Below are 19,615 nucleotides of genomic sequence, written 5' to 3'. Positions count from 1 at the left end.
TACGGAGAGGAGACGCCGGCCCTCGTGATCGAGAAGGCCTCCTGGCCCGAGGAGAGGAGGATCGAAGGAACGCTTTCCGACATCGCCGGGAGGGTGAAGGAGGCGGGCATCCGACGCCAGGCCCTCATCCTCGTGGGAGAGGTCTTCCGGAGGGGTTATCGAAGATCGAAGCTTTACGATGGGACCTTCGAACACGGTTTTCGAAAAAGGACAGACCTATGAAGATAGCCATCATCGCCATCACGCCGGAGGGAAGAAGGATCGGCCAGGAGCTATGCGAAACCCTCATCGGAAGCGAGGTCTACCTTCTCACGAAGCCCGGCTCCCTTCGGAAGACCGTGGAGAAGATCTTCGATCAATACGAAGGGCTCGTCTTCGTGATGGCGTTGGGGATCGTGATAAGGGTCATCGCTCCGTTCATCAAAAGCAAATACGAGGACCCTGCGGTCGTGGTGGTGGACGAGGGGAGGAGGTTCGCCATAAGCGCCCTCTCCGGACACGAGGGAGGGGCCAATCTCTTAGCGGTCGAGGTCGGCTCCATCCTGGGTGCGGAGCCGGTGATCACGACCGCCTCGGAGGCGAAGAAGGACCTGATCGTGGGCGTGGGCTGTCGAAAAGGGACATCTTCAGAGGAGATCATCGATGCGATCGATGAGGCCCTCAGAGCAGCTGGCCGTTCAAGGCAGGAGGTCCGATGGGTCGTCTCGATCGATCTGAAGCGGGAGGAGCCAGGTCTGAGGCAGGCCTGCCAGAGCCTCGGGATCCCCTTTAGGACGATCTCCTCCGATCTCGTAAAAAGGTTTAGCGGACCTTACCGGAGGTCCAGCCTCGTCAAAGAAAAAATCGGAGTGGAGGGAGTGTGCGAACCTTGCGCCCTCATCGCGGGAAGACGGACGAGCCTCCTCGTTCCCAAACACAAACGGGGAAGGGTCTGCGTGGCCATCGCCCGGGAAAACTAAAGATCGTCGGGATCGGCCCTGGCCAGTGGAGTTGGTTGACTCCGGAAGCCTTCGAGGCGATCCGGGATTGCGAGGTCCTGGTGGGCTATCGAGGCTACGTCCAATTGGTCCTCAACATGCTTAAAGGGGACCTCGGAGGTGAAAAAGAGATCATCCCATCGGGCATGACCCAGGAGGTCGAAAGGGCGAGATTGGCCATCGAAAGGGCCCTCGCAGGCCAGAAGGTCTGTCTCGTCTCCGGCGGCGACCCGGGCATTTACGGAATGGCAGGTGTGGTCTTAGAGGTCTTAAGGGAAGAAGAAATTCTGCGGCTTCCCATCGAGATCATCCCCGGAATCACTTCGGCCTCCGCCTGCGCAAGCCTTCTCGGCGCACCTTTGATGAACGATTTCGTCGTCATCTCCCTGAGCGATCGGCTGACGGATCTCCGGCTCATCGAGAAGAGGATCGAATCGGCCTGCCAGGGAGACTTCGTGCTCGTCCTCTATAACCCAAAGAGCCGAACCCGGAGCGAGCCTTTCAAGAAGGCCTGGGAGATCCTGATGAGGTACCGCTCGCCGGAGACGGTGGTGGGCGTCGTCCGAAATGCGAAACGGAAGGGCGAGAGGGTGAGGATCACCCACCTGAGGTCTCTTTCTACGTTCAGGGGGATCGATATGGGGACGACGATCGTCGTCGGCAATTCGGCCACCTATATCAAAGGCAAGTACATGATCACCCCGCGGGGCTACCGCATCGGAGAAGGGGAAGCCCGATGAGATATTATCCCGTCCTCCTCGACATCCGGGGAAAGAGGTGCGTCGTCTTTGGCGGTGGGAAAGTAGCCGAAAGAAAGGTCGGGAACCTCCTCCATTGCGGGGCGAAGGTCAAGGTGATCAGCCCGAGGCTGACCGATCGACTCTCGAAGATGGCCAAGGGGAGAAGGATCGAGTATCTCGAAGGAGAGTACCGTCCCGGTCTCATCGAAGGAGCCTTTCTCGTCTTCGCGGCCACCTCGTCGAGAAAGGCAAACGCCCGGATCGGACGAGAGGCGAAGCGATTGGGGGTTCCGGTCAACGTCTGCGATTCGGCCGGGGAGTCCACCTTCATCCTTCCCGCCGTCCTCCGAAAGAGAGGCCTGACCATCGGAGTCTCCACCGGTGGCGTCTCTCCGGCGAGGTCAGTCGAGGTCAGGAATACCCTGAAGAGACTGATAGAAGAAGGTTGCCTTTCGAAAGGAAAGCGATATCAACTGAAGAAGAGGGAGAGTTCGACATGAATGTAGGTCCCATTGGAAAGGTCTATCTCGTGGGAGCAGGCCCGGGAGACCCTGAACTGATCACGGTTAAGGGATTGAAACTGATCCAAGAAGCCGATGCGATCGTCTACGATTTCTTGGTGAGCCAGGAGCTTCTCTCCCTGGCAAGGAAAGAGGCGGAACTGATCTGCGTCGGAAAATCTCCGAAGTACCACACCCTGAAGCAGGAGGAGATCAACCGGCTCCTCGCGGAAAAGGCCAGGCAGCATCGGATCGTCGTCCGTCTGAAGAACGGCGATCCCTTCGTCTTCGGCCGTGGAGCCGAGGAGTCGCTCTTTCTAACGGAGCAGAACATCCCTTTCGAGATCGTCTCAGGGGTGAGTTCTGCGATTGCCGTTCCCGCTTCTGCCGGAGTGCCTTTAACCCATCGGGAGTTTGCCTCTTCGGTGGCCATCATCACCGGCCATCGGAGGAACGACGGAGAGATCCCAGTGGTCAACGCCGATACCCTCGTCTTCCTGATGCCGGTCGCCAACCTCGAAAGGATCGTCCAGCGCCTCATAGAAGCCGGAAGGGATCCAGACACTCCCTGTGCCTTGGTCGAGAAGGGGACCCTCCCGGAACAGAGAGTGATCCAAGGGGATCTCTCCGACATAGTGGAGCGATCGAGGGCTGAAAAGGTGAAGGCCCCCGCCGTCTTCGTCGTGGGCGAGGTGGTCAAATTGAGAATTCCATGGAGGGACCCGATCAAGGCATGAACCCCATACGGTTGAAAACCTACCGGGGGAGGTTTCCCTTCCGATTGGCCACCACCTCCTATATCGTCCCCGAGCGGATCCTTCCCAATGCGAAGCTTTTAGGCCCATCGNTCGATGAGGTGGAGCTGGTCCTCTTCGAGAGCGAGGGAGAGGATAATCTCCCGGACGAAGAAGAGATTTGTGCCTTGAAGGAGCTTTCGGCAGAAGAGGGATTGGGTTTCAATGTCCACCTTCCCATCGACATCTACCTCGGCGACAGAAGCGACGAGATCAGGGAAAGAGGGATCTCCGTCTTAAAAAGGGTGATCGAACGGACCCGTTCGCTCGATCCCTCTACTTACACGCTCCATCTCTCCCTTAAAGACCCAAGCGGCAAGGACGAGGAGGGTATCCCCTCCTGGCAGAGCCGGCTCGTCCGGAGCCTAAAAAAGATAGAGGATTGGAAGACCCCCTCGAAAAAGATCTCCATCGAGACCCTAAGCTACCCCTTCGAATGGATCGAAGGCATCATAATGGAATTTGGGTTCTCCATCTGTCTTGACCTCGGCCATATCCTTTTATACGGACAGGATGTGGAGCGTTATCTAAATAAGTACCTCCCCCAAACCTCTATCGTCCACCTCCACGGCTTTCGGAATGGAATAGACCATCTTGGAATCGATCATCTGGAAGAGAAAACGGTTGACCTCATTTGCTCCCATCTCAAAAATTTTACGGGAGTCCTCTCCATCGAAGTCTTTTCATTGAATGACCTGACCCATTCATTAGAGGTTCTGGAGGAGAGATGGGAAAGAAGCGAGTGATCTTCATCACCGGCGGATGCAGAAGCGGGAAGAGCCGATTTGCTCTCGATTATGCAAATCGGTCCTACGCAAAGAAGATTTACCTGGCCACCTGCGAACCCCTCGATGAAGAGATGGCCAGACGCATAGAACTTCACAAAAAGGGAAGGGGGCCCGAATGGCAGACCATCGAGGAACCCTTAGCAATTGTCAACAGAGTGAGCCAAATCCGCGAAGGCGATCAGGTGGTCCTCCTCGACTGCATCACCCTCTGGATCTCCAATCTCCTTTTAAAATGGGATGACGAAGAGAGGATCATGGCCGAAATGGAACGATTTCTCGAAGCGGTCAAAAGAAGTCCAGCGTCCTTCATCCTGGTCTCCAACGAGGTCGGAATGGGGATCGTGCCGGCCGAGCCGGTTGCCCGGCGATTTCGAGATCTCGCAGGGACCATCAATCAAAAGCTGGCGGAAACTTCCGATACGGTGATTTTCATGGTCTCAGGATTGCCGATATTCCTTAAGGGGAGGGCATGAAATCTCTTCTCCTGGCCATCTCATTTTTGACGATCCTTCCTGTGGGGAAGGGCCATGCCGTTGAGGAGAAAGCGCTGGCTCGTTCGATGGCCTTCTATCCTGCGGTGGGTCTGCTGATCGGGTTGCTTCTCTGTTTGGGCTACTATCTCTTCTCTCTGCTTTTTCCGAGACCCATTGTCCTCTGGTTAACGATCGGGCTTCTCGCCTTTTTAACCAGGGGGCTCCACTTAGATGGATGGGCAGACACCCTCGACGGCCTGGCCACGGGAGGGACGAGGCAGAAGATCCTCGAGGTCATGAAAGACAGCCGGATCGGCACCTTCGGCGTGATCGGCCTGATCCTCCTCCTCGGAGGGAAGTATCTCTGCCTCGATCAGATTTCTGAGCCGGCTATTTTTTACGCCTTTCCCCTGATGACGGCCCTTGGAAGAAATTCGATGGTCCTGGTCTGTTACCGATCGGCCTATGCGAGATCGAGCGGCGGGTTGGCTAAACCTTTTGCAGACCATCTCACTCTTCGGGAGTTGCTCATCTCTTCGATTTCTGCCCTCGGCCTCGCCACGGGACTGATGGGTTTAAGGGGGGTGCTCGCTTTCGTGGGAACCTCTCTCTTCGCCCTTCTGTATCGTCTCTATTTCATCAGGAGGTTGGGCGGGGTGACGGGCGACATCTTGGGCGGGGCAAACGAACTTTCGGAACTGCTCTTTCTCTTTCTTATCTTGATCCTCGGTGGTTCATGAATGACCGCGCTGGAACTTTCGTTGGCCTATGTCGCAGACTGGATCTTCGGAGATCCAAAAGGGTTTCCTCATCCAGTGAAACTGATCGGGAGGGCCATCCAATTTTTTGAGAAAAGGTGGCTTCGGGAAGGCGACTCCACCTTCCGTCAACGTCTCTGGGGTGGGATCCTCATGGTTTTAATCGTCGGAGGTGCAGGGTTAATCACCTGGGGAGTGATTCGGATGGCCGGTTGGATTCATCCCACCCTTTCCTCCTTGTTGACCGTCTTTTTTGCCTATACCACACTGGCAACCCAGAACCTCTATGTGGAGGTAAGAGAGATTGTCAACGACCTTGAGAAAGGAGAGTTATCGAAGGCACGCACAGGGGTGGGATATTTGGTAAGCCGTGACACGGGTCAACTCGATGAAGGAGAGGTTTGCCGAGCTTTGATCGAAACGACCTCTGAAAATACATCGGACGGGATCGTCGCCCCCCTCTTCTACCTAACCCTTGGAGGCCCCCCTCTGGCGATGGCCTACAAGGCCCTCAGCACCCTGGACTCGATGATTGGCTATAAGAACGAACGCTACCGATATTTTGGATGGGCCTCGGCCAGGGCTGACGACCTCGCAAATTTTATACCGGCCCGGATGACGGTTCTCTTCTTTACCCTTTCATCCCTTCTCCTGAGAAAGGACTGGAGAGGGGCATGGAGGGTAGCCTGGAGGGACGGAGGAAAAAATCCAAGCCCCAACAGTGGCTATCCTGAAGCAGCCGTGGCAGGGGCGCTGAACATCCAATTGGGAGGCGAGAATTATTACTTTGGGAGGCGCACCCAGAAACCTTTGATAGGCGATCCCGGAAATCGGATTACGATCCAAGAGGTAAAGGCGTCGCTTCACCTGATGATTGCGACCTCTCTCATTGCCGCTTTGGTTGCCATTTTGATTATCCAATTCCAATAAAAATTCAGGACAAGGAGGGTTTCATGGAGAAACTGAACCAGACGATCTCGAACATTCAACCACTCGACGAGAAGGCCATGAAAGAAGCGGAAGCGAGGCAGGACAATTTAACGAAACCCCAGGGTTCCCTTGGGCAACTGGAGTCCTTGTCCATTCAGATAGCGGGGATCAAAGGAACCCCGAGGCCCAAGATCGAACACAAAGTCATCTTCACCCTTGCGGGAGATCACGGGGTGACTGAAGAGGGCGTGAGCGCCTATCCATCCGAGGTCACACCTCAGATGGTCTATAACTTCCTGCGAGGGGGCGCAGGCATCAACGTCCTTGCCCGACACGTGGGAGCAAGGGTGGTGGTGGCTGACCTCGGCGTGGCCGCGGTCTTGGAGAAGCATCCGGATCTTAAGGACAAGAAGGTGGCTATGGGAACGAAGAATATGGCCAAAGGGCCCGCCATGAGCCGCCAGGAGGCGGTCCGCTCCATCGGGGCGGGGATCGAACTGGTCGAGGAAGAATTAAGTAAAGGAGTGGATATCCTGGGCACTGGGGATATGGGAATAGGAAATACGACTCCCTCCAGTGCCATCACAGCCGCCATCACAGGAGCGGAGGTCAGGACAGTCACAGGTAGAGGAACAGGACTTGACGATAAAGGATGGGAGAAAAAAGTGGAGGTCATCGAGAAGGCGCTGGACATCAATCGGCCTGACCCGAAAGATCCGATCGATGTCCTCTCCAAGGTGGGAGGGTTCGAGATCGGAGGCATCGCCGGCGTTATCTTGGCGGGGGCAAGATATAAAATTCCGGTCGTCATCGACGGCTTCATCTCCGGAGCCGCCGCCTTGATCGCTGCGGGTCTGGCCCCTCAGGTCAAGCCCTATCTCATCGCCTCCCATCAATCGGTCGAACAGGGCCACCGGATCGTCCTTGAACACCTCGGCCTCAAACCCCTGCTCAATCTCGACCTCCGTTTGGGAGAAGGGACCGGAGCGGCTCTGGGCATCTCCCTGGTCGAAGCCAGCTTGAAGATCCTCAACGAGATGGCAACTTTTGCCGAAGCAGGGGTTTCTGAAAAAACAGGCTCTTGACACATCGAAGAGGTTGTAATATAAATGGGATAATTCAGGATGCCGGGTTAGCTCAGTCGGTAGAGCAGAGGACTGAAAATCCTCGTGTCCGTGGTTCGATTCCGCGACCCGGCACTTTTTGTTTAAAAAGGGCAATTTCGGTTGCCCTATTTTTTCATCCTATTGCCAATTATTGCAGTTGGGTTTGCCCGCCTGAACCCGCGGCTCCGGAGGCCAACCATGTTCGTCTCGCTCCTCATCAAAGGCGGGGTGATCATGATCCCCATCATCCTCGGATCGGTCATCGCCCTGGCCATTGTCCTTGACCGATTATGGGCCCTTTGGCGTATCCGCCTGAACCTCCCCCGCTTTACGCGTAAGATTTTTGAATACCTCGACAAAGGACAGTTTCAGAAGGCCCTGGAACAATGTGCAAGGGTGAGGCACCCCATCGGAAACCTCTTCAGGATCGGAATCCTCAACCGCCATCTCAGCCGGCAGGAGATCGAGGCGATGATGGAAAGGGAGGGAGATGAACAGATCCAGTATCTTGAGCGATATATGAGTGCTCTTATCATCATCGTGGGGGTGGAACCGATGATGGGTTTCCTCGGGACCATCATCGGACTTATCCAGGCCTTCATGGCCTGGGAGCAGATGGGAGCCAACATCACGGTCAATGCCCTGGCAGCCGGGATCTACCAGGCCATGATCACCACCGCAGCGGGCCTTTCGGTCGCCATCCCCGGTTTCATCTTCTACCATCTCATCATGGGGAGGATCAGGCATCACGCCCAGGAGATGACCTATTACGGGAATGAACTTCTCGATCTCCTCTCCCAGAGCCGTGAGGGAGGTGCCCGATGAAGATCAAAGCCAGAAGAGAATTCAGGGTCTCTCTCGAATCCCTTGCGTTTACCGACATCATCCTCAACATCTTTATCTTCTTCTTCACCGCCTTCAGCTTGGTCTATACCTTCAATCCCATGAAGGAATCCAAAATCCTCATTCAGCTCCCCCGGGCGGACGTGAAATTACCCCTTGATCAGAAAGATCCTGTCATCGTCAACATCAACAGCCAAAACGAGATCTTCCTCGGGAACAAACCCATTGCCCTTAGGGAGTTGAAAAAAGAACTCGAAACCCTCATCACCTTTAACAGGGAAAGACCGGTCATCGTAAGGGCGGATAGAAGTGTCGTTTTTGAAAGGGTGGTACAGGTTCTCGATGCAGCCAAGAGCTCGGGTGTGGAAAAGTTGGGGATATCGGTCGAGGAAAAGCACCCCTCTTCAACCCATCCATAGGGCAATTTTAAATGCTTTCCATAAGGGAAAAACCTTAAATTTCTTAAAGATGATTTTAAGAACCTTCCATATTACTTCCCCTTGATAATGGAACCCTCCGAAATTTTTAATAAAAAAATTTCGAATTTTTAAAAATCCCCCTTGACATTTCTATATTTTGTGTTTTAAAATAAGGCCGTTTCAATATGTAGATATCATCCAATTTTGGGTTGAAAGGGGCGCGTGATCATGAATTATTTGATTTGTGATAAGAGAAAGGGAAGTCCAAAGATTCACATCGAGGTGTGCAAAAGGAAGTGCAAGCTAATTTCTGAATGCAAAACCTACAAAGAGCATATGGAAAATCTGGAGAAGAAGGCCGCTTAACCCCACCCTGCCTGATTTCAGCCAGCCTTCGGCAGAGGTCAGGTGGGGCCCTTCATACCCCTCCTTTCTGAAAGGGCAATTCTCAAATGGGAATTGCCCTTTTCTTTAGAGGTTTTTATCCAATATCTCCCCACTCGTATTGAAGGATGCTTAGAAGGCAGAGACTTGCCGTCTCTGCCCTCAAAATTCTCCCACCCAGAACGACCGGGAGAAATCCGCAATCCAAGGCGGCTTCGGTTTCTTTCTCACTCAACCCCCCTTCCGGCCCGACGATGAAAAATACAGATCTCTTTTCTGGCGATTCTCTTAATACCTCTTTTAGCCTTCTTCCTCCCTTTTCGTTGAGAACCATCCGTAAACCCTCCCGAGGTGTAGATCGGAGCATCTCGGAGAAGGGCCATGGCGGCTCGATTTTGGGAATGAACCCTCTCCCGGACTGTTTTGAGGCCTCGATAGCAATTCTCTCCCAGCGGCGTACTCTTTCGGTCTCCTTCGATCTTTCCAAGAGGGGGATGGATCTCGAAGAGAGAAAGGGGATGATCCGCTTCACCCCCAATTCCGTCGCCTTCTGCACCAGATAGTCCATCTTCTCGCCCTTGAGAAGGCTCTGGGCCAGGGTTACCTCGAGGGGAGACTCTTTTAAGGAGAGGTTGATCTGACGGATTTCGATCAAAGCGGAGGTCGGTTCGACCCTCAGGATTCGGCCCTCATATTCCCTCCCCTCGCCATCGAAGACGATCAGGTCGTCTCCTTGCCGAAGCCGGAGGGAGTTTCGGAGGTGCCTCACCTCATTTCCTTGAAGCACCAATCGATTTCCCTCAAGGCGAGGACGGGGGAGATAAAACCGCGCCATCGATCCCCTCCGCGCTCATGCCCTTTTCCTCTGAAACGTGAGGCAAATCCATTCTCTCTGCCGATCCGTCTCGACCCATTTCAATAAACCTGAATCCTCATAAGGTTTCCGGATCTTCCTCTCCTCGGTCTTCAGGATCCCCGAAAGGATGAGGAACCCACCGTCCCGAAGATGATTGACGAGCGGCCGTTTCATCCTCTTCAGACTCTTAAAATCGATGTTCGCCACCACCAGATCGAATTTCTTCGAGACCCTTCCGATCCTGCCTCTCCTGAGCCGGACGCGATCGTCAACCCCGTTTCGGACGACATTCTCTCTGGCCTTCTCAACCGCCGCTCGGTCTACATCGATCCCCCAAACCTCTTTCGCCCCCAATCGGGCCGCCGCAATCGCCAGGATTCCAGAGCCGGTCCCTACATCGAGCACCTCGAGGTCTTTTCCCTTCAGCCTTTTCTCCAAGGCCCTCAGACATAGCTGGGTGGTGGCATGGGTTCCGGTCCCAAAGGCCATCCCGGGATCGATTTCGATCAAAATCTCATTCCTTTTCGCCCGAACCCTGGCCCAAGGGGGTTTTACGATCAGCCTCGACCCCAGCCGAATGGGCTTAAAAAACCTCTTCCAGCTCGCCCCCCAATCTTGATCGATGAGATGGCCCGTTTCGATTACGACAGGAGGGATTCCGGAGTGGAGTGTGGACAGAGACCTCAGATAGCTTCGAACCGATCGGACGATTCCTCTTTCACCTCGGCCTGCTGGGAAATAGGCCTTCAGTGTTTCTCTTTCGAGATCCTCTTCCACGGTCTCGAGGCCTGAGGCCCCTTGTTCCATGAGAAAATTGGAGAGAGGCTCGGATAGCCCTTTGGGAAGTCGTAGAGAAAGGCTTAACCACCGTTTCATGGCGATATACCTACCATCGTTTCAATTCCTTTGTCAAACCGATCCGGATCTAACGGAACGCTCCCCCTGTCTTGAAACGGGAGGCTACAAAAGATATGTATTAGAGAAGCGGAGGGGAAGATGATCGACCTCTTGATCCGCTATTTTAAGAACCGCAATCTCCTGCTGCTCACCGCCTTCCTTTTCGGCCTCTCATGGGGGGAGCCCGCACGGCCTTTGAGGGGTTTGATCCTGCCTGCCCTCGTCATGATCATGACGCTTTCGACGACCCACATCACCCTCAGAGAGCTGAGGCAGATGAAGGATTATCTCAAGGATATCCTGCTCGTCACGCTCATCCATTACCCTTTCTTGAGCGGTCTCATCCTCCTGGCCAACCACCTCTGGATTTCCGATCCCGACCTTCAGGTGGGATATGTCGTAATGGCCGCCGTCCCTTCGGCGGTAGCCGTCATTCCGTTCACCTATCTGCTGAAGGGGGAGATGATCGTCTCCTTGTTGGGGTCCACCTGGATCTATCTCTTCGCCCTCTTGGCCGCCCCCATGATCTCCTTTCTCTTTCTCGATGTGGCTGCGATCGATCCCTCAAGAATCGTGCTGACCCTGCTTCAGCTCATCCTCCTTCCCTTTCTACTCTCTCGACTTCTCCTGAGATGGAGAGGCTTCCCAACCTTTAAGCCCAAGATGGGCCCCCTCATCAATTTCGGGTTTTCCCTGATCCTCTACATCGTGATCGGCATGAATCGAGAGGTCTTTTTCGGTCCTTTCGACCTCCTCCTTTTGATCTTTGCCATCGCCTTCCTCAGGACCTTCGTCAGCGGCCACCTCATCGATCTATGGTCGAGATGGCTGAAGGTTGATCCAAGGCGAAGGATCAGTTACGTCCTCTTCGGCTCTTATAAAAATCTGGGGCTGGCCGCAGCCCTTTCCCTTTTGATCTTCAACGAGAGGGCCGCTGTCCCCTCGGCCCTCACCATCCCTTTCGAATTCCTCTTTCTGATGTGGTTTGCCTACTTCCAGAGACGGTGGGGCTGAGGATCTGTCCGCTCTCCATGCTTTTCTGACACCCATCTTCAGAAAATTCTTGACAAAAATTTCCTTTTCTGATAGTCAGTGATTTTAATATTTTTATCGATCGCTCGGTTTAATTTGATGTCTACCGGCCGTCGTCGTTTTCGGTCTTTCCCCTTGAACAGGGCTCGCATCCTCAAGGCCGCCACGGCCCTTTTCGCGCGGAGGGGATTCGAGGGCACCTCCGTTCGGGACATTGCCGAAAAGGCCGGGATCAGCGTCCCGGGGATGTTCTACTATTTTCCTACCAAGGAGAGGATCCTTTTCGAGATCATGACCTCCTTCATGGACGAAGCTTACCAGAAGATCATGGAGATCTACTGCTCCGAGATCGATCCCGTCGAAAAGCTGAGACGGGTCTGTAAGTTTTATGTCGAGCAGTATGCCGGACACAAACAGGAGTTAACCCTCCTCGCCACGGAGATAAAGGGGCTCAATCCCGAACACCAACAGATCTGTATTGAAAAAGAGAGGGATTATGTCAAGGCCCTGAAATCCCTATTTAGAGATCTGGCCGACCGGAACCTCTTAAAGCCCATCAACCCTTCGATCCTGGCCTTTATCTTTTTCGGGATGGTGCACTGGACTTACCAATGGTACAACCCCAAGGCCAAAAAGGGGATCAGCCCCAACGAGTTAGGAAATATCTTCAGCGAGGTCTTTCTCAGCGGGATTTTGCTTCAGGGAAGCGGCCAGGTCTCATCCAGGCCTGGAGGATAATGAAGACCAAAGAAGAGAAAGGAGGAGAGGGAGATGGAGAAAAAGGCCTTCTTAGTCGCGATCCTGATACTCTGCGTCCCCTTTTGGGCACCCCTTCCACCCGCCTTTGCCCAGCTCAAGCCCGGAGACCCGATCATCATCGGCGTCCCCACCTTTTTAGGGTCTCTGGAGGGCGGAGAGAGTCTGAAAGCGGTTCAACTTGCAGTGGAGGAGATCAACGCCAAAGGGGGGATCACCCTCAAAGGAAGCAAACATTTAATAAAAGTGGAGGCGAGCGAGATCCGGGATGGAGCCCCGGGAGTCCCGGTCCCCGAGGCCCTGCTCGGGATTGAGAAGATCATCCTCGACAAAAAGGTCCATGCCATCGTGGTCGGTCCCTTCAGGTCGGAGGCCCTCTTGGCGAGCATGGACCTCTTGGCCAAGTATAAAGTCCCTATGCTCGGAACCATCGCCATGACGCCGGCCTCGGAGGCGAAGATCATCGAAAACCCGGAGAAATACAAATATGTCTTCCGGACCTGCCTGAACTCGAGGTATCTTGTGGGGCTTCTGACCGGGGTGATGGCCGAATTGAACAAGGACTTCGGTTTCAAGAAGGCCTATCTGATGAACCAAGATGTGTTGTGGGCCAGGGGTACCACCTCAGCCCTCAAGGGATGGTATGAAAAAGCCGGATGGGAGGTCGCTGGGCACGACGAATTCCCGACAGGGGCCTCCGATTTCTCCTCGGCCCTGATGAAGGCCAAGGCCACAGGGGCCCAGATCCTGTTTACCTGTTTCGACATGCCCCAGAGCGGTATTCTGGTAAAACAGTACAAGAGCATCAGGGTCCCGGCCCTGATGGCAGGCTTTATCTCACCCATGGCGGGCGAGGCCGCCTGGAAGACCTTCGATGGACAGATCGGAGGACTGCTCAATGCCATCTTCGAATTGGGGAACATCCCTTCGGCCAAGCACCCACCGGCCAGGGAATTTTACGAAGCCTACAAGAAGAAATATAAAGAGGCCGTCCAGTCCGGCCACGGACCCGCTCCCTCCTATGAATCGGTCTACATCCTGAAAGAGGCCATCGAGAGGGCAGGGACGATCGAACCGGAAGCCCTGGTGGCCTCCCTGGAAAAGACGGATAGGGTGGGGGTCATGGGCCGAATCAAATTCGACAAAGGCCATCAGGTGGTCTACGGTCTCGATCCCGCCAAAGAGGCGGTGGCGGTCATGTTCCAGTGGAGCGAGGCAGGAGAGCGCAGGATCGTCTATCCGCCTGCCTTAGCGGAGAAGAAAGTTTGGGCCCCGGAATGGGTCTTAAAACCTGGCAAATGAGTTCGAGTTCTTAGACATCTGGGCGGGAGGTTCCCAAACCTCCCCCCCTCTATTTTCCACCTAAAAGTTGGAAAGTCGGGAGAGATGCTCCAAGGGACCCTCATCTACGGTTTCGTCAACAGTGTCATCCTGGCCCTGATCGCCCTCGGGTTCAACCTCACCTTCGGGATCAGCGGGGTGGCCAACTTCGCCTATGGGGCCCTTTATGTCACTTCCGCTTATACCGCCTGGATGCTTCTGTCGTGGCTCAAGATCAACTACCTCCTCTCCATCGTCCTGGCCGTCCTATTCACCGCTCTCATAGGCGGCCTCATCTATCGATTCATCCTCCTCCGGGTCAGGGGCATGCCGATTTCCGAGGTGATCGCCTCCTTTGGAATCGGCCTTTCCATCCTCGAGTTCTTCCGGTTCTTGGGTTTCGTCGGATACGAATATACCCTGCCGGTCTTCATCGATGGGAGCATCTCCCTGGGGGGGACCTACATCGACCTCCAGCGCCTCCTCATCGTTGGGATTGGCGTGGCGCTGGTCATCTTTCTCTGGGGATTCACCCATTACACCAAGACGGGCCTTGCCTTCCGGGGCATGGCTCAAGAGGAACGAACCGCCCTGGTCCTCGGGATCAACACGGACAAGATGGCCACCTTCAGTCTGGCCTTCGGCTCGGGGTTGGCGGGGGTAGCGGCCATCGCGATCTTCCCCCTCGGGCAGATCGCGGTGGAGGGCGGATACAGCGCCCTTCTCAATGCCCTTGCGGTCTGCATCGTGGGAGGGCTTGGAAGCACCTTTGGAATCTTGGTTGCCAGCCTTCTGATCGGCTACGCCCAGACCTTCACCGCGACCTACATTGGCTCTCACTGGATGATGATCGTGAGCCTCGCTGCCATCCTCATCATCCTTATCATCAAACCTTCGGGCCTTTTCGGAAAACAGAAGGAGCTGGAGGAAAGAATATAGGGGTTTATATTCGAATTTCAAAACGGGAAATTTGAAACAGGAACATAGGCTATTCGTTTAAGAGCGTTGACGGTTCGAAACAAGGGCGTTGAAAAAGACCTTATGGAATACCGGAAAGAGCGAATCGATCGGGGGATCAAGGCGAGGACCGAAGATATCTATGCCCTCTTCTCCTATCGGGAGATGCTCTATCTGCTGGTCCCGAGAGCCGTCCCCATCCTCACCCTGTTTCTCGCCACCCTCCTGGTGGAAGAGTACTGGCAGAAGGTCCTGATCTCCACCTCGGTCTTTGCCCTGCTCGCCTTGAGCTGGGACCTCCTTACCGCCGCCGGGATGGTCTCGCTCGGCCAGGCCCTCTTTTTCGGCGTGGGCGCCTATATCAGCGGGATCCTCAACCACTCCTTTAAAATTTCCCCCTTATTTACCATCCCCATCGCCACCCTCGGGGGAGGGGTCCTCTGCACCCTCCTTCTCCTTCCGGTCCTGAGGCTCAGGGGGATCTACTTCGCCATGGTCACCCTCGCCCTCCCCCTGATGTTGGTGAGGATCATCGAGGCCACGAAGATCTTCGGGGGGACCGAGGGGTTGAGCGGCCTTTCGGGCCTTCCGAGCATCCGGTTCGAGATGTATCTCAGCCTGGTCGCTGCCTTCGCCGTCCTCTTCTTCTTCCGCCGGTTGATCAACACCGATTACGGCCTCGTCCTCCGTGGCATTCGGGATAACGACCGCTCCGTCATGAGAAGCGGGATCAACATCTACTGGTATAAAGCTCAGGCCCTCTTCCTGGCCAGCGCCGTGGGAGGCTTTGCCGGTGCCCTGATGACCCATGTCTATATGTTCGTGGGGATGCCCGTCTTCGAGATGGACTACTCCATCCTTCCGATCGCCTCGGCCGTGGTGGGCGGGATAGGGACCTTCGCAGGCCCATTGCTGGGCGCCTTCATCCTGGTCCCCCTGTCCGAATTGCTCCGCGGCATCGGGGGGTTGAGGATCGTCATCTACGGCCTCTTCCTGGTCGTCTTCACCGTGGCCATCCCCGAGGGCATCTTCCACTACCTCCAGAGAAAGTACCACCAGTTCGAACGATGGGTGAAGGTCGAGAGATGAAAGATCGAGAGGAGATGCCGCTCCTCAGGGTGAGCGGCCTGACCAAAGCCTTCGGCGGCGTGAAAGCGGTCGATTCGGTAAGCTTTGACCTGATGAGGGGAGAGATCCTGGGCGTCATCGGGCCAAACGGTTCGGGGAAGACGACCCTGGTCAACCTCATCACCGGGTTCGTCAAACCCGATTCGGGAAAGGTCTTCTATCAGGGAAGGGATATCACCGGCTGGATGCCCCATCGGATCGCCGACCTCGGCATCGCAAGGGCCTTTCAGATGGTGAAGCCCTTCTATCAGCTCCCGGCCTACAAGAACCTCATCATCCCCCTCTACTCGCCCAGGGTGAGGAGACTGGCAGGCGGAAAGTATGGAGACCGCGACGCCATCGCCATCGACCTCCTGGAGGAGGTCGGCTTCGAGCGGGACTCCTTCGTCCCCTTCAAGGTCGCAAGCGTGCTTCCTCACGGATATCTGAAGAGGATGGAGCTGGCCCTCTGCCTCGCCCTGAGGCCGGAGCTGATCATCCTTGACGAGCTCTTCTCGGGCCTCAGCATGGCCGAGGTGGCAAGCATGCTGCCGATCATCGAAAAGCTGATGTCGGAGAAGATGACGATCATCATGATCGAACATCGGCTCCGGGAGCTCTTCCGGATTTCGAATCGGGTCATCGTCCTCAATTTCGGAAAGAAGATAGCCGAAGGGGCCCCGAAAGAGGTGATGGAGAGCGAGGAGGTGAAGAGGGCCTACCTCGGCTCGGAGACGGAGTGAGATGTTAGAGGTCAAAAACCTTCTCGTCTTTTACGAGAACGCCCTGGCGATCAACGACCTGAGCCTCCGCGTCGAAAAAGGGCAGATGGTGGGGGTGATCGGGTCAAACAGCGCAGGCAAGACCACCCTGATGAACACCATCTCGGGCCTCATCATCGATCTCAAGATCAAAGAGGAACGGAAGGGCGGGGAGAGGATCACCCTCCTGGGCGAGATCCTCTTCCAAGGCGAGGCGATCACCCATCTGGAGCCCTACGACCGGACCAAAAGGGGGATCGCCCTCTGCAGAGAACGGCACCCCATCTTTCCGGAAAGCGATGTCCTGGAGAACCTCAAGATCGCGGGATATCTCGTCCCACGCTCCGAGTTGAGGAGGCGCATCGACTTCGTCTTCGACCTCTTCCCCGCCCTGGTCGGCCTGAAAAGCCGCCGGGCGGGCTTCCTGAGCGGCGGCGAACAGCAGATGCTGGCTATCGGCATGGCCCTCGTCCTGAACCCGAGCCTCCTTCTGCTCGACGAGCCGCTGCTCGGGCTGAGCCCCGCGATCCAGGCAAAACTGGTCGGCGCCATAAAGAATATCCAGAAGGAGATGGGCATCACCACCCTCATCAGCGAACAGTTCGCCAGGCCCATCCTCCCGATGATCGACTACGGATATATCATCGAAAACGGAATGTTGACCCTGACCGGCACAGGAAAGGAGCTGATGGAGAATCCTGAGGTGCGGGCCGCCTATTTCGGGGTTTAACCCCTCAATACGGGTCAGCGAAATGGTCGAGAGTCCCTCCAAACCCAAGACCGTCATCGAAGCCTTCGAGGCCCAGGTCCAAAGGAGACCCGATAAGACCGCCATCGTCTTTCTCGGGACCCAGTACTCTTATGGCCAAATAGGAGAATACGTGGGACGATTCGCTTCCGCCCTCTACGGGATGGGCGTGAACCCGGGCGACAAGATGGTCCTCTACGTCCCCAACTCTCCCCAGTGGGTGATCGCCTGGCTGGCCATCCAGAAGATCGGGGGGATCGCCGTTCCCATCACGCCCATCTATACCTCCCACGACCTCCAGTATATTGCCAACGATTCAGGCGCCGAGACCGTCCTCTGCGCCGATACGAACTATGGCTATGTCCAGAGGGCCATGGCCGGGGCCAACATCCGAAGGATCGTCGTGACCAACGTGGCCGACCTCCTTCCCTGGTGGAAGAGGGCCTTCGGGAAGGCGTTCGATAAAATCCCCTCTGGAAAGGTCTCGAAGGAGGCCCACACCTATCCCTTTAAACGATTGCTCGGGAGATCCTCCCCTTTGCCCGACCGGGTGAGGCCGGAGGGGAGCTCGATCCTCGAGATCCTCTACACGGGGGGGACGACCAAATTTCCCAAAGGGGTCCCCATCACCCATGAGCTCTTCCTGGAGTCGGCTGAGGAACAATTGAGGGTGAGCGAGCCTCTCTTCCCCCTGGAGGAGAATAGGATCTTAGCCGGCGCGCCCCTCTTTCACATCCTCGGACAGGCCTGTGAACTGGCCACCCTCTGCTTCGGCGGCACCCTCATCCTCCAGCCCAAGGTCAACCTCGACGGGATGCTCGAGACGATCCAGAGGTTCAAGGCAAAGACCTTCGTCGGAGTGCCCGCCCTCTACCGGATGATCCTCGAACATGATCGGGTCGATTTTTACGACCTCAGCTCCCTCCAATACTGCTTCTGTGCCGGCGATGTCCTGCCCACAGAAATCGAAACGCGGTGGCAGGAACGATATCGAAAAAGAATTTACCAGGGCTACGGGGCCACAGAGACCTGCGGGGGAGTGGCGATGGCACCGGTGAACGTCGAAAACCCTCCGAGGAGCATGGGCCTCGTCGTTCCCAGCAAAAGGGTGAAGATCGTCGATCCCGATACCCTCGAACCGGTCCCCTTAGGAGAGCCAGGGGAACTGATCGTCTCCTCGGACAGGATGGTCAGGGAGTACTGGAACAAACCTGAGGAGACGGCCGTCTCCTTCGTGGAACTCGATGGCCGAAGGTGGTATCGGACCGGCGACATCGTGACGATGGACGAGAAGGGATACCTCTACTTTGTGGATCGGACGGTCGATACGATCAAACATAAAGGCTATCGGGTGTCGGCCTCGGAGATCGAGTCGGTCCTGCAGGAACATCCGGCCGTGATCGGGGCGTGTGTGGTGGGCGTGCCAGACCCCGACGTGGGCGAGCGGATCAAGGCCTTCGTCGTCCTCAAGGAGGACATCAAAGGGATCACGGGATACGACCTGATCAAGTGGTGCCGGCAGAAACTGGCCTCCTACAAGGTCCCCCAGTATATCGAATTCCGAGACATGCTCCCCAAATCGAAGGTGGGAAAGCTCCTCCGGCGCGAGTTGAGGGCCGAAGAGCGGAAGCGCCAGGAGAAATCCACCTGACAACTCTGTCCTCATTTGTCATGATATTTGACGATGGATACGACAGATAAAAGAAAGCCTCTCTCCTCGCCTTATATCGAAAGAACCTTAGATCTCGCCTCCCTGCTGGGAAAAAGCCCCATTTCCTCTTCGGCCCCCGGCAGACCGGAAAAAAACCTCTCTGATCTGCCATTCCTTAAAAGGGGCGAAGGTTTATGACCTTCTCGACACCTCGCTTTTTCTGGCCCTCAGCCAAAACCTCGGCCGACTGGCCGAGGAGCTTTCGCCGGAAGATCGGCTGGTGGTCATCGACGAGATCCAGAGGCTTCCCCTCCTGCTGAACGAGGTGCACCGCCTCATCGAGACCCGAAAGATCCGGTTTCTCCTCACGGGTTCCAGTGCAAGGAAGCTTCGCTTCCCTTTACTTTTCCGATGACCCGAAAGGAGATTTAGAGGCTTATACCTGATTCTATTTACAGGAAGAGATCGTAGCCGAAGGTGCCGTCCGCAACCTCCCGGCCTTCTGCCGTTTTCTTAGGATCGCGGCCCTTTGCAACGGTCAGATCGTGAACTTTACCAATGTCTCGAACGAGGCCCAGGTCCCTCGGACGACGGTCTATGAATATTTCGAGATTTTGAAGGACACCCTCATCCTTTACGAACTGCCCCCCTGGCGGAAATCAAAAAAAGAAAGGCCCTCGCCTCCCCGAAATTCTACTTCTTCGATGGGGGCGTGGTCCTCACCCTACAAGGCCGGCAGGTCCATCGGAGGACCCCCGAATACGGAGAAGCCTTCGAGACCTATCTCCATCACGAACTGATAAGCTATTGTCATTACG

Annotated in this window: 23 protein-coding genes and 1 tRNA gene; 22 read left to right on the top strand and 2 right to left on the bottom strand. The window is 55.5% G+C overall.

Going from position 1 to position 19,615, the window contains the following annotated elements; all coding sequences use genetic code 11:
- The 13 genes from cbiF to N3G78_14220 all read left to right on the top strand — a co-directional run.
- A partial coding sequence (cbiF, locus tag N3G78_14280; GenBank protein ID MCX8119082.1) for a cobalt-precorrin-4 C(11)-methyltransferase occupies nucleotides 1–222 on the top strand: 222 nt, incomplete at its 5' end.
- Nucleotides 219–959: a cobalamin biosynthesis protein gene (locus tag N3G78_14275; protein MCX8119081.1), complete on the top strand. Its 741-nt coding sequence runs from the start codon at nucleotides 219–221 to the stop codon at nucleotides 957–959. The genes cbiF and N3G78_14275, both read left to right, overlap by 4 nt.
- A gap of 35 nt (nucleotides 960–994) precedes the next feature.
- Nucleotides 995–1,717 carry a precorrin-3B C(17)-methyltransferase gene (cobJ, locus tag N3G78_14270; protein MCX8119080.1) on the top strand — a complete coding sequence of 241 codons (723 nt, stop codon included), beginning with the start codon at nucleotides 995–997 and terminating at the stop codon, nucleotides 1,715–1,717.
- Nucleotides 1,714–2,217, top strand: a complete 504-nt coding sequence (locus N3G78_14265; protein MCX8119079.1) for a bifunctional precorrin-2 dehydrogenase/sirohydrochlorin ferrochelatase — start codon at nucleotides 1,714–1,716, stop codon at nucleotides 2,215–2,217. The genes cobJ and N3G78_14265 overlap by 4 nt, the downstream gene beginning before the upstream one ends.
- A complete protein-coding gene (cobA, locus tag N3G78_14260; protein MCX8119078.1) occupies nucleotides 2,214–2,954 on the top strand; it encodes a uroporphyrinogen-III C-methyltransferase in 741 nt (246 codons plus the stop codon). The genes N3G78_14265 and cobA overlap by 4 nt, the downstream gene beginning before the upstream one ends.
- Nucleotides 2,951–3,757: a sugar phosphate isomerase/epimerase gene (locus N3G78_14255; protein MCX8119077.1), complete on the top strand. Its 807-nt coding sequence runs from the start codon at nucleotides 2,951–2,953 to the stop codon at nucleotides 3,755–3,757. The genes cobA and N3G78_14255 overlap by 4 nt, the downstream gene beginning before the upstream one ends.
- On the top strand, nucleotides 3,739–4,272 hold the full coding sequence (cobU, locus tag N3G78_14250) for a bifunctional adenosylcobinamide kinase/adenosylcobinamide-phosphate guanylyltransferase (GenBank protein ID MCX8119076.1): 534 nt from the start codon (nucleotides 3,739–3,741) through the stop codon (nucleotides 4,270–4,272). Before N3G78_14255 ends, cobU begins: the two co-directional genes overlap by 19 nt.
- Nucleotides 4,269–5,012 (top strand): adenosylcobinamide-GDP ribazoletransferase, encoded by a 744-nt coding sequence (gene cobS, locus N3G78_14245; GenBank protein ID MCX8119075.1) that lies wholly within the window; start codon nucleotides 4,269–4,271, stop codon nucleotides 5,010–5,012. The genes cobU and cobS overlap by 4 nt, the downstream gene beginning before the upstream one ends.
- Entirely contained in the window at nucleotides 5,013–5,960 is a 948-nt protein-coding gene (gene cbiB / locus N3G78_14240; protein ID MCX8119074.1) for an adenosylcobinamide-phosphate synthase CbiB, read from the top strand.
- Nucleotides 5,961–5,983: 23 nt separating this feature from the next.
- The gene (gene cobT, locus N3G78_14235; protein MCX8119073.1) at nucleotides 5,984–7,045 is read left to right on the top strand and encodes a nicotinate-nucleotide--dimethylbenzimidazole phosphoribosyltransferase; all 1,062 of its coding nucleotides are present in this window, start codon (nucleotides 5,984–5,986) and stop codon (nucleotides 7,043–7,045) included.
- 41 nt (nucleotides 7,046–7,086) lie between these two features.
- Nucleotides 7,087–7,159: transfer RNA gene (locus N3G78_14230), tRNA-Phe, on the top strand.
- A gap of 105 nt (nucleotides 7,160–7,264) precedes the next feature.
- Nucleotides 7,265–7,891 (top strand): MotA/TolQ/ExbB proton channel family protein, encoded by a 627-nt coding sequence (locus N3G78_14225; GenBank protein MCX8119072.1) that lies wholly within the window; start codon nucleotides 7,265–7,267, stop codon nucleotides 7,889–7,891.
- Complete coding sequence (locus N3G78_14220) at nucleotides 7,888–8,328, top strand: biopolymer transporter ExbD (GenBank protein MCX8119071.1); 441 nt, start codon at nucleotides 7,888–7,890, stop codon at nucleotides 8,326–8,328. The genes N3G78_14225 and N3G78_14220 overlap by 4 nt, the downstream gene beginning before the upstream one ends.
- A 481-nt stretch (nucleotides 8,329–8,809) precedes the next feature.
- Here N3G78_14220 and N3G78_14215 read toward each other — a convergent pair whose 3' ends face one another.
- Nucleotides 8,810–9,547: a 16S rRNA (uracil(1498)-N(3))-methyltransferase gene (locus N3G78_14215; GenBank protein ID MCX8119070.1), complete on the bottom strand. Its 738-nt coding sequence runs from the start codon at nucleotides 9,545–9,547 to the stop codon at nucleotides 8,810–8,812.
- Nucleotides 9,548–9,562: 15 nt separating this feature from the next.
- Entirely contained in the window at nucleotides 9,563–10,444 is an 882-nt protein-coding gene (gene prmA / locus N3G78_14210) for a 50S ribosomal protein L11 methyltransferase (GenBank protein ID MCX8119069.1), read from the bottom strand.
- A gap of 120 nt (nucleotides 10,445–10,564) precedes the next feature.
- Between prmA and N3G78_14205 the strand changes: the two genes are divergently transcribed.
- The 9 genes from N3G78_14205 (at nucleotide 10,565) to N3G78_14165 (ending at nucleotide 19,212) form a co-directional block, all read left to right on the top strand.
- A complete protein-coding gene (locus tag N3G78_14205) occupies nucleotides 10,565–11,479 on the top strand; it encodes a bile acid:sodium symporter (protein MCX8119068.1) in 915 nt (304 codons plus the stop codon).
- A 117-nt stretch (nucleotides 11,480–11,596) separates the two neighbouring features.
- On the top strand, nucleotides 11,597–12,235 hold the full coding sequence (locus N3G78_14200; GenBank protein MCX8119067.1) for a TetR/AcrR family transcriptional regulator: 639 nt from the start codon (nucleotides 11,597–11,599) through the stop codon (nucleotides 12,233–12,235).
- 33 nt (nucleotides 12,236–12,268) lie between these two features.
- A complete protein-coding gene (locus N3G78_14195) occupies nucleotides 12,269–13,555 on the top strand; it encodes an ABC transporter substrate-binding protein (GenBank protein ID MCX8119066.1) in 1,287 nt (428 codons plus the stop codon).
- Nucleotides 13,556–13,639: 84 nt separating this feature from the next.
- A complete protein-coding gene (locus N3G78_14190) occupies nucleotides 13,640–14,512 on the top strand; it encodes a branched-chain amino acid ABC transporter permease (protein MCX8119065.1) in 873 nt (290 codons plus the stop codon).
- Nucleotides 14,513–14,614: 102 nt separating this feature from the next.
- A complete protein-coding gene (locus N3G78_14185) occupies nucleotides 14,615–15,619 on the top strand; it encodes a branched-chain amino acid ABC transporter permease (GenBank protein ID MCX8119064.1) in 1,005 nt (334 codons plus the stop codon).
- Nucleotides 15,598–16,380, top strand: a complete 783-nt coding sequence (locus tag N3G78_14180; GenBank protein ID MCX8119063.1) for an ABC transporter ATP-binding protein — start codon at nucleotides 15,598–15,600, stop codon at nucleotides 16,378–16,380. The genes N3G78_14185 and N3G78_14180 overlap by 22 nt, the downstream gene beginning before the upstream one ends.
- Before the next feature lies 1 nt (nucleotide 16,381).
- Nucleotides 16,382–17,128: an ATP-binding cassette domain-containing protein gene (locus N3G78_14175; GenBank protein ID MCX8119062.1), complete on the top strand. Its 747-nt coding sequence runs from the start codon at nucleotides 16,382–16,384 to the stop codon at nucleotides 17,126–17,128.
- A 22-nt stretch (nucleotides 17,129–17,150) separates the two neighbouring features.
- On the top strand, nucleotides 17,151–18,797 hold the full coding sequence (locus tag N3G78_14170) for an AMP-binding protein (GenBank protein MCX8119061.1): 1,647 nt from the start codon (nucleotides 17,151–17,153) through the stop codon (nucleotides 18,795–18,797).
- Between the two features lie 220 nt (nucleotides 18,798–19,017).
- Nucleotides 19,018–19,212 carry an AAA family ATPase gene (locus N3G78_14165; GenBank protein MCX8119060.1) on the top strand — a complete coding sequence of 65 codons (195 nt, stop codon included), beginning with the start codon at nucleotides 19,018–19,020 and terminating at the stop codon, nucleotides 19,210–19,212.
- Nucleotides 19,213–19,615 lie beyond the last annotated feature (403 nt).

This window comes from Thermodesulfobacteriota bacterium, from assembly GCA_026415035.1.
Classification (GTDB): Bacteria; Desulfobacterota; BSN033; order BSN033; family UBA1163; genus RBG-16-49-23.
This window is presented reverse-complemented; position numbering and strand designations above follow the sequence as displayed.

Bases quoted from the DNA above. Each gene is read 5' to 3' on its own strand.
- N3G78_14185 (MCX8119064.1), top strand. From the start codon at position 14,615: ATGGAATACCGGAAAGAGCGAATCGATCGGGGGATCAAGGCGAGGACC.
- N3G78_14180 (MCX8119063.1), top strand. From the start codon at position 15,598: ATGGGTGAAGGTCGAGAGATGAAAGATCGAGAGGAGATGCCGCTCCTC.
- prmA (MCX8119069.1), bottom strand. From the start codon at position 10,444: ATGAAACGGTGGTTAAGCCTTTCTCTACGACTTCCCAAAGGGCTATCC.
- N3G78_14220 (MCX8119071.1), top strand. From the start codon at position 7,888: ATGAAGATCAAAGCCAGAAGAGAATTCAGGGTCTCTCTCGAATCCCTT.
- cobA (MCX8119078.1), top strand. From the start codon at position 2,214: ATGAATGTAGGTCCCATTGGAAAGGTCTATCTCGTGGGAGCAGGCCCG.
- N3G78_14200 (MCX8119067.1), top strand. From the start codon at position 11,597: ATGTCTACCGGCCGTCGTCGTTTTCGGTCTTTCCCCTTGAACAGGGCT.
- cobU (MCX8119076.1), top strand. From the start codon at position 3,739: ATGGGAAAGAAGCGAGTGATCTTCATCACCGGCGGATGCAGAAGCGGG.
- cobS (MCX8119075.1), top strand. From the start codon at position 4,269: ATGAAATCTCTTCTCCTGGCCATCTCATTTTTGACGATCCTTCCTGTG.
- N3G78_14275 (MCX8119081.1), top strand. From the start codon at position 219: ATGAAGATAGCCATCATCGCCATCACGCCGGAGGGAAGAAGGATCGGC.
- cbiB (MCX8119074.1), top strand. From the start codon at position 5,013: ATGACCGCGCTGGAACTTTCGTTGGCCTATGTCGCAGACTGGATCTTC.
- N3G78_14175 (MCX8119062.1), top strand. From the start codon at position 16,382: ATGTTAGAGGTCAAAAACCTTCTCGTCTTTTACGAGAACGCCCTGGCG.
- cobT (MCX8119073.1), top strand. From the start codon at position 5,984: ATGGAGAAACTGAACCAGACGATCTCGAACATTCAACCACTCGACGAG.
- N3G78_14170 (MCX8119061.1), top strand. From the start codon at position 17,151: ATGGTCGAGAGTCCCTCCAAACCCAAGACCGTCATCGAAGCCTTCGAG.
- N3G78_14190 (MCX8119065.1), top strand. From the start codon at position 13,640: ATGCTCCAAGGGACCCTCATCTACGGTTTCGTCAACAGTGTCATCCTG.
- N3G78_14205 (MCX8119068.1), top strand. From the start codon at position 10,565: ATGATCGACCTCTTGATCCGCTATTTTAAGAACCGCAATCTCCTGCTG.
- N3G78_14195 (MCX8119066.1), top strand. From the start codon at position 12,269: ATGGAGAAAAAGGCCTTCTTAGTCGCGATCCTGATACTCTGCGTCCCC.
- N3G78_14215 (MCX8119070.1), bottom strand. From the start codon at position 9,547: ATGGCGCGGTTTTATCTCCCCCGTCCTCGCCTTGAGGGAAATCGATTG.
- N3G78_14265 (MCX8119079.1), top strand. From the start codon at position 1,714: ATGAGATATTATCCCGTCCTCCTCGACATCCGGGGAAAGAGGTGCGTC.
- N3G78_14225 (MCX8119072.1), top strand. From the start codon at position 7,265: ATGTTCGTCTCGCTCCTCATCAAAGGCGGGGTGATCATGATCCCCATC.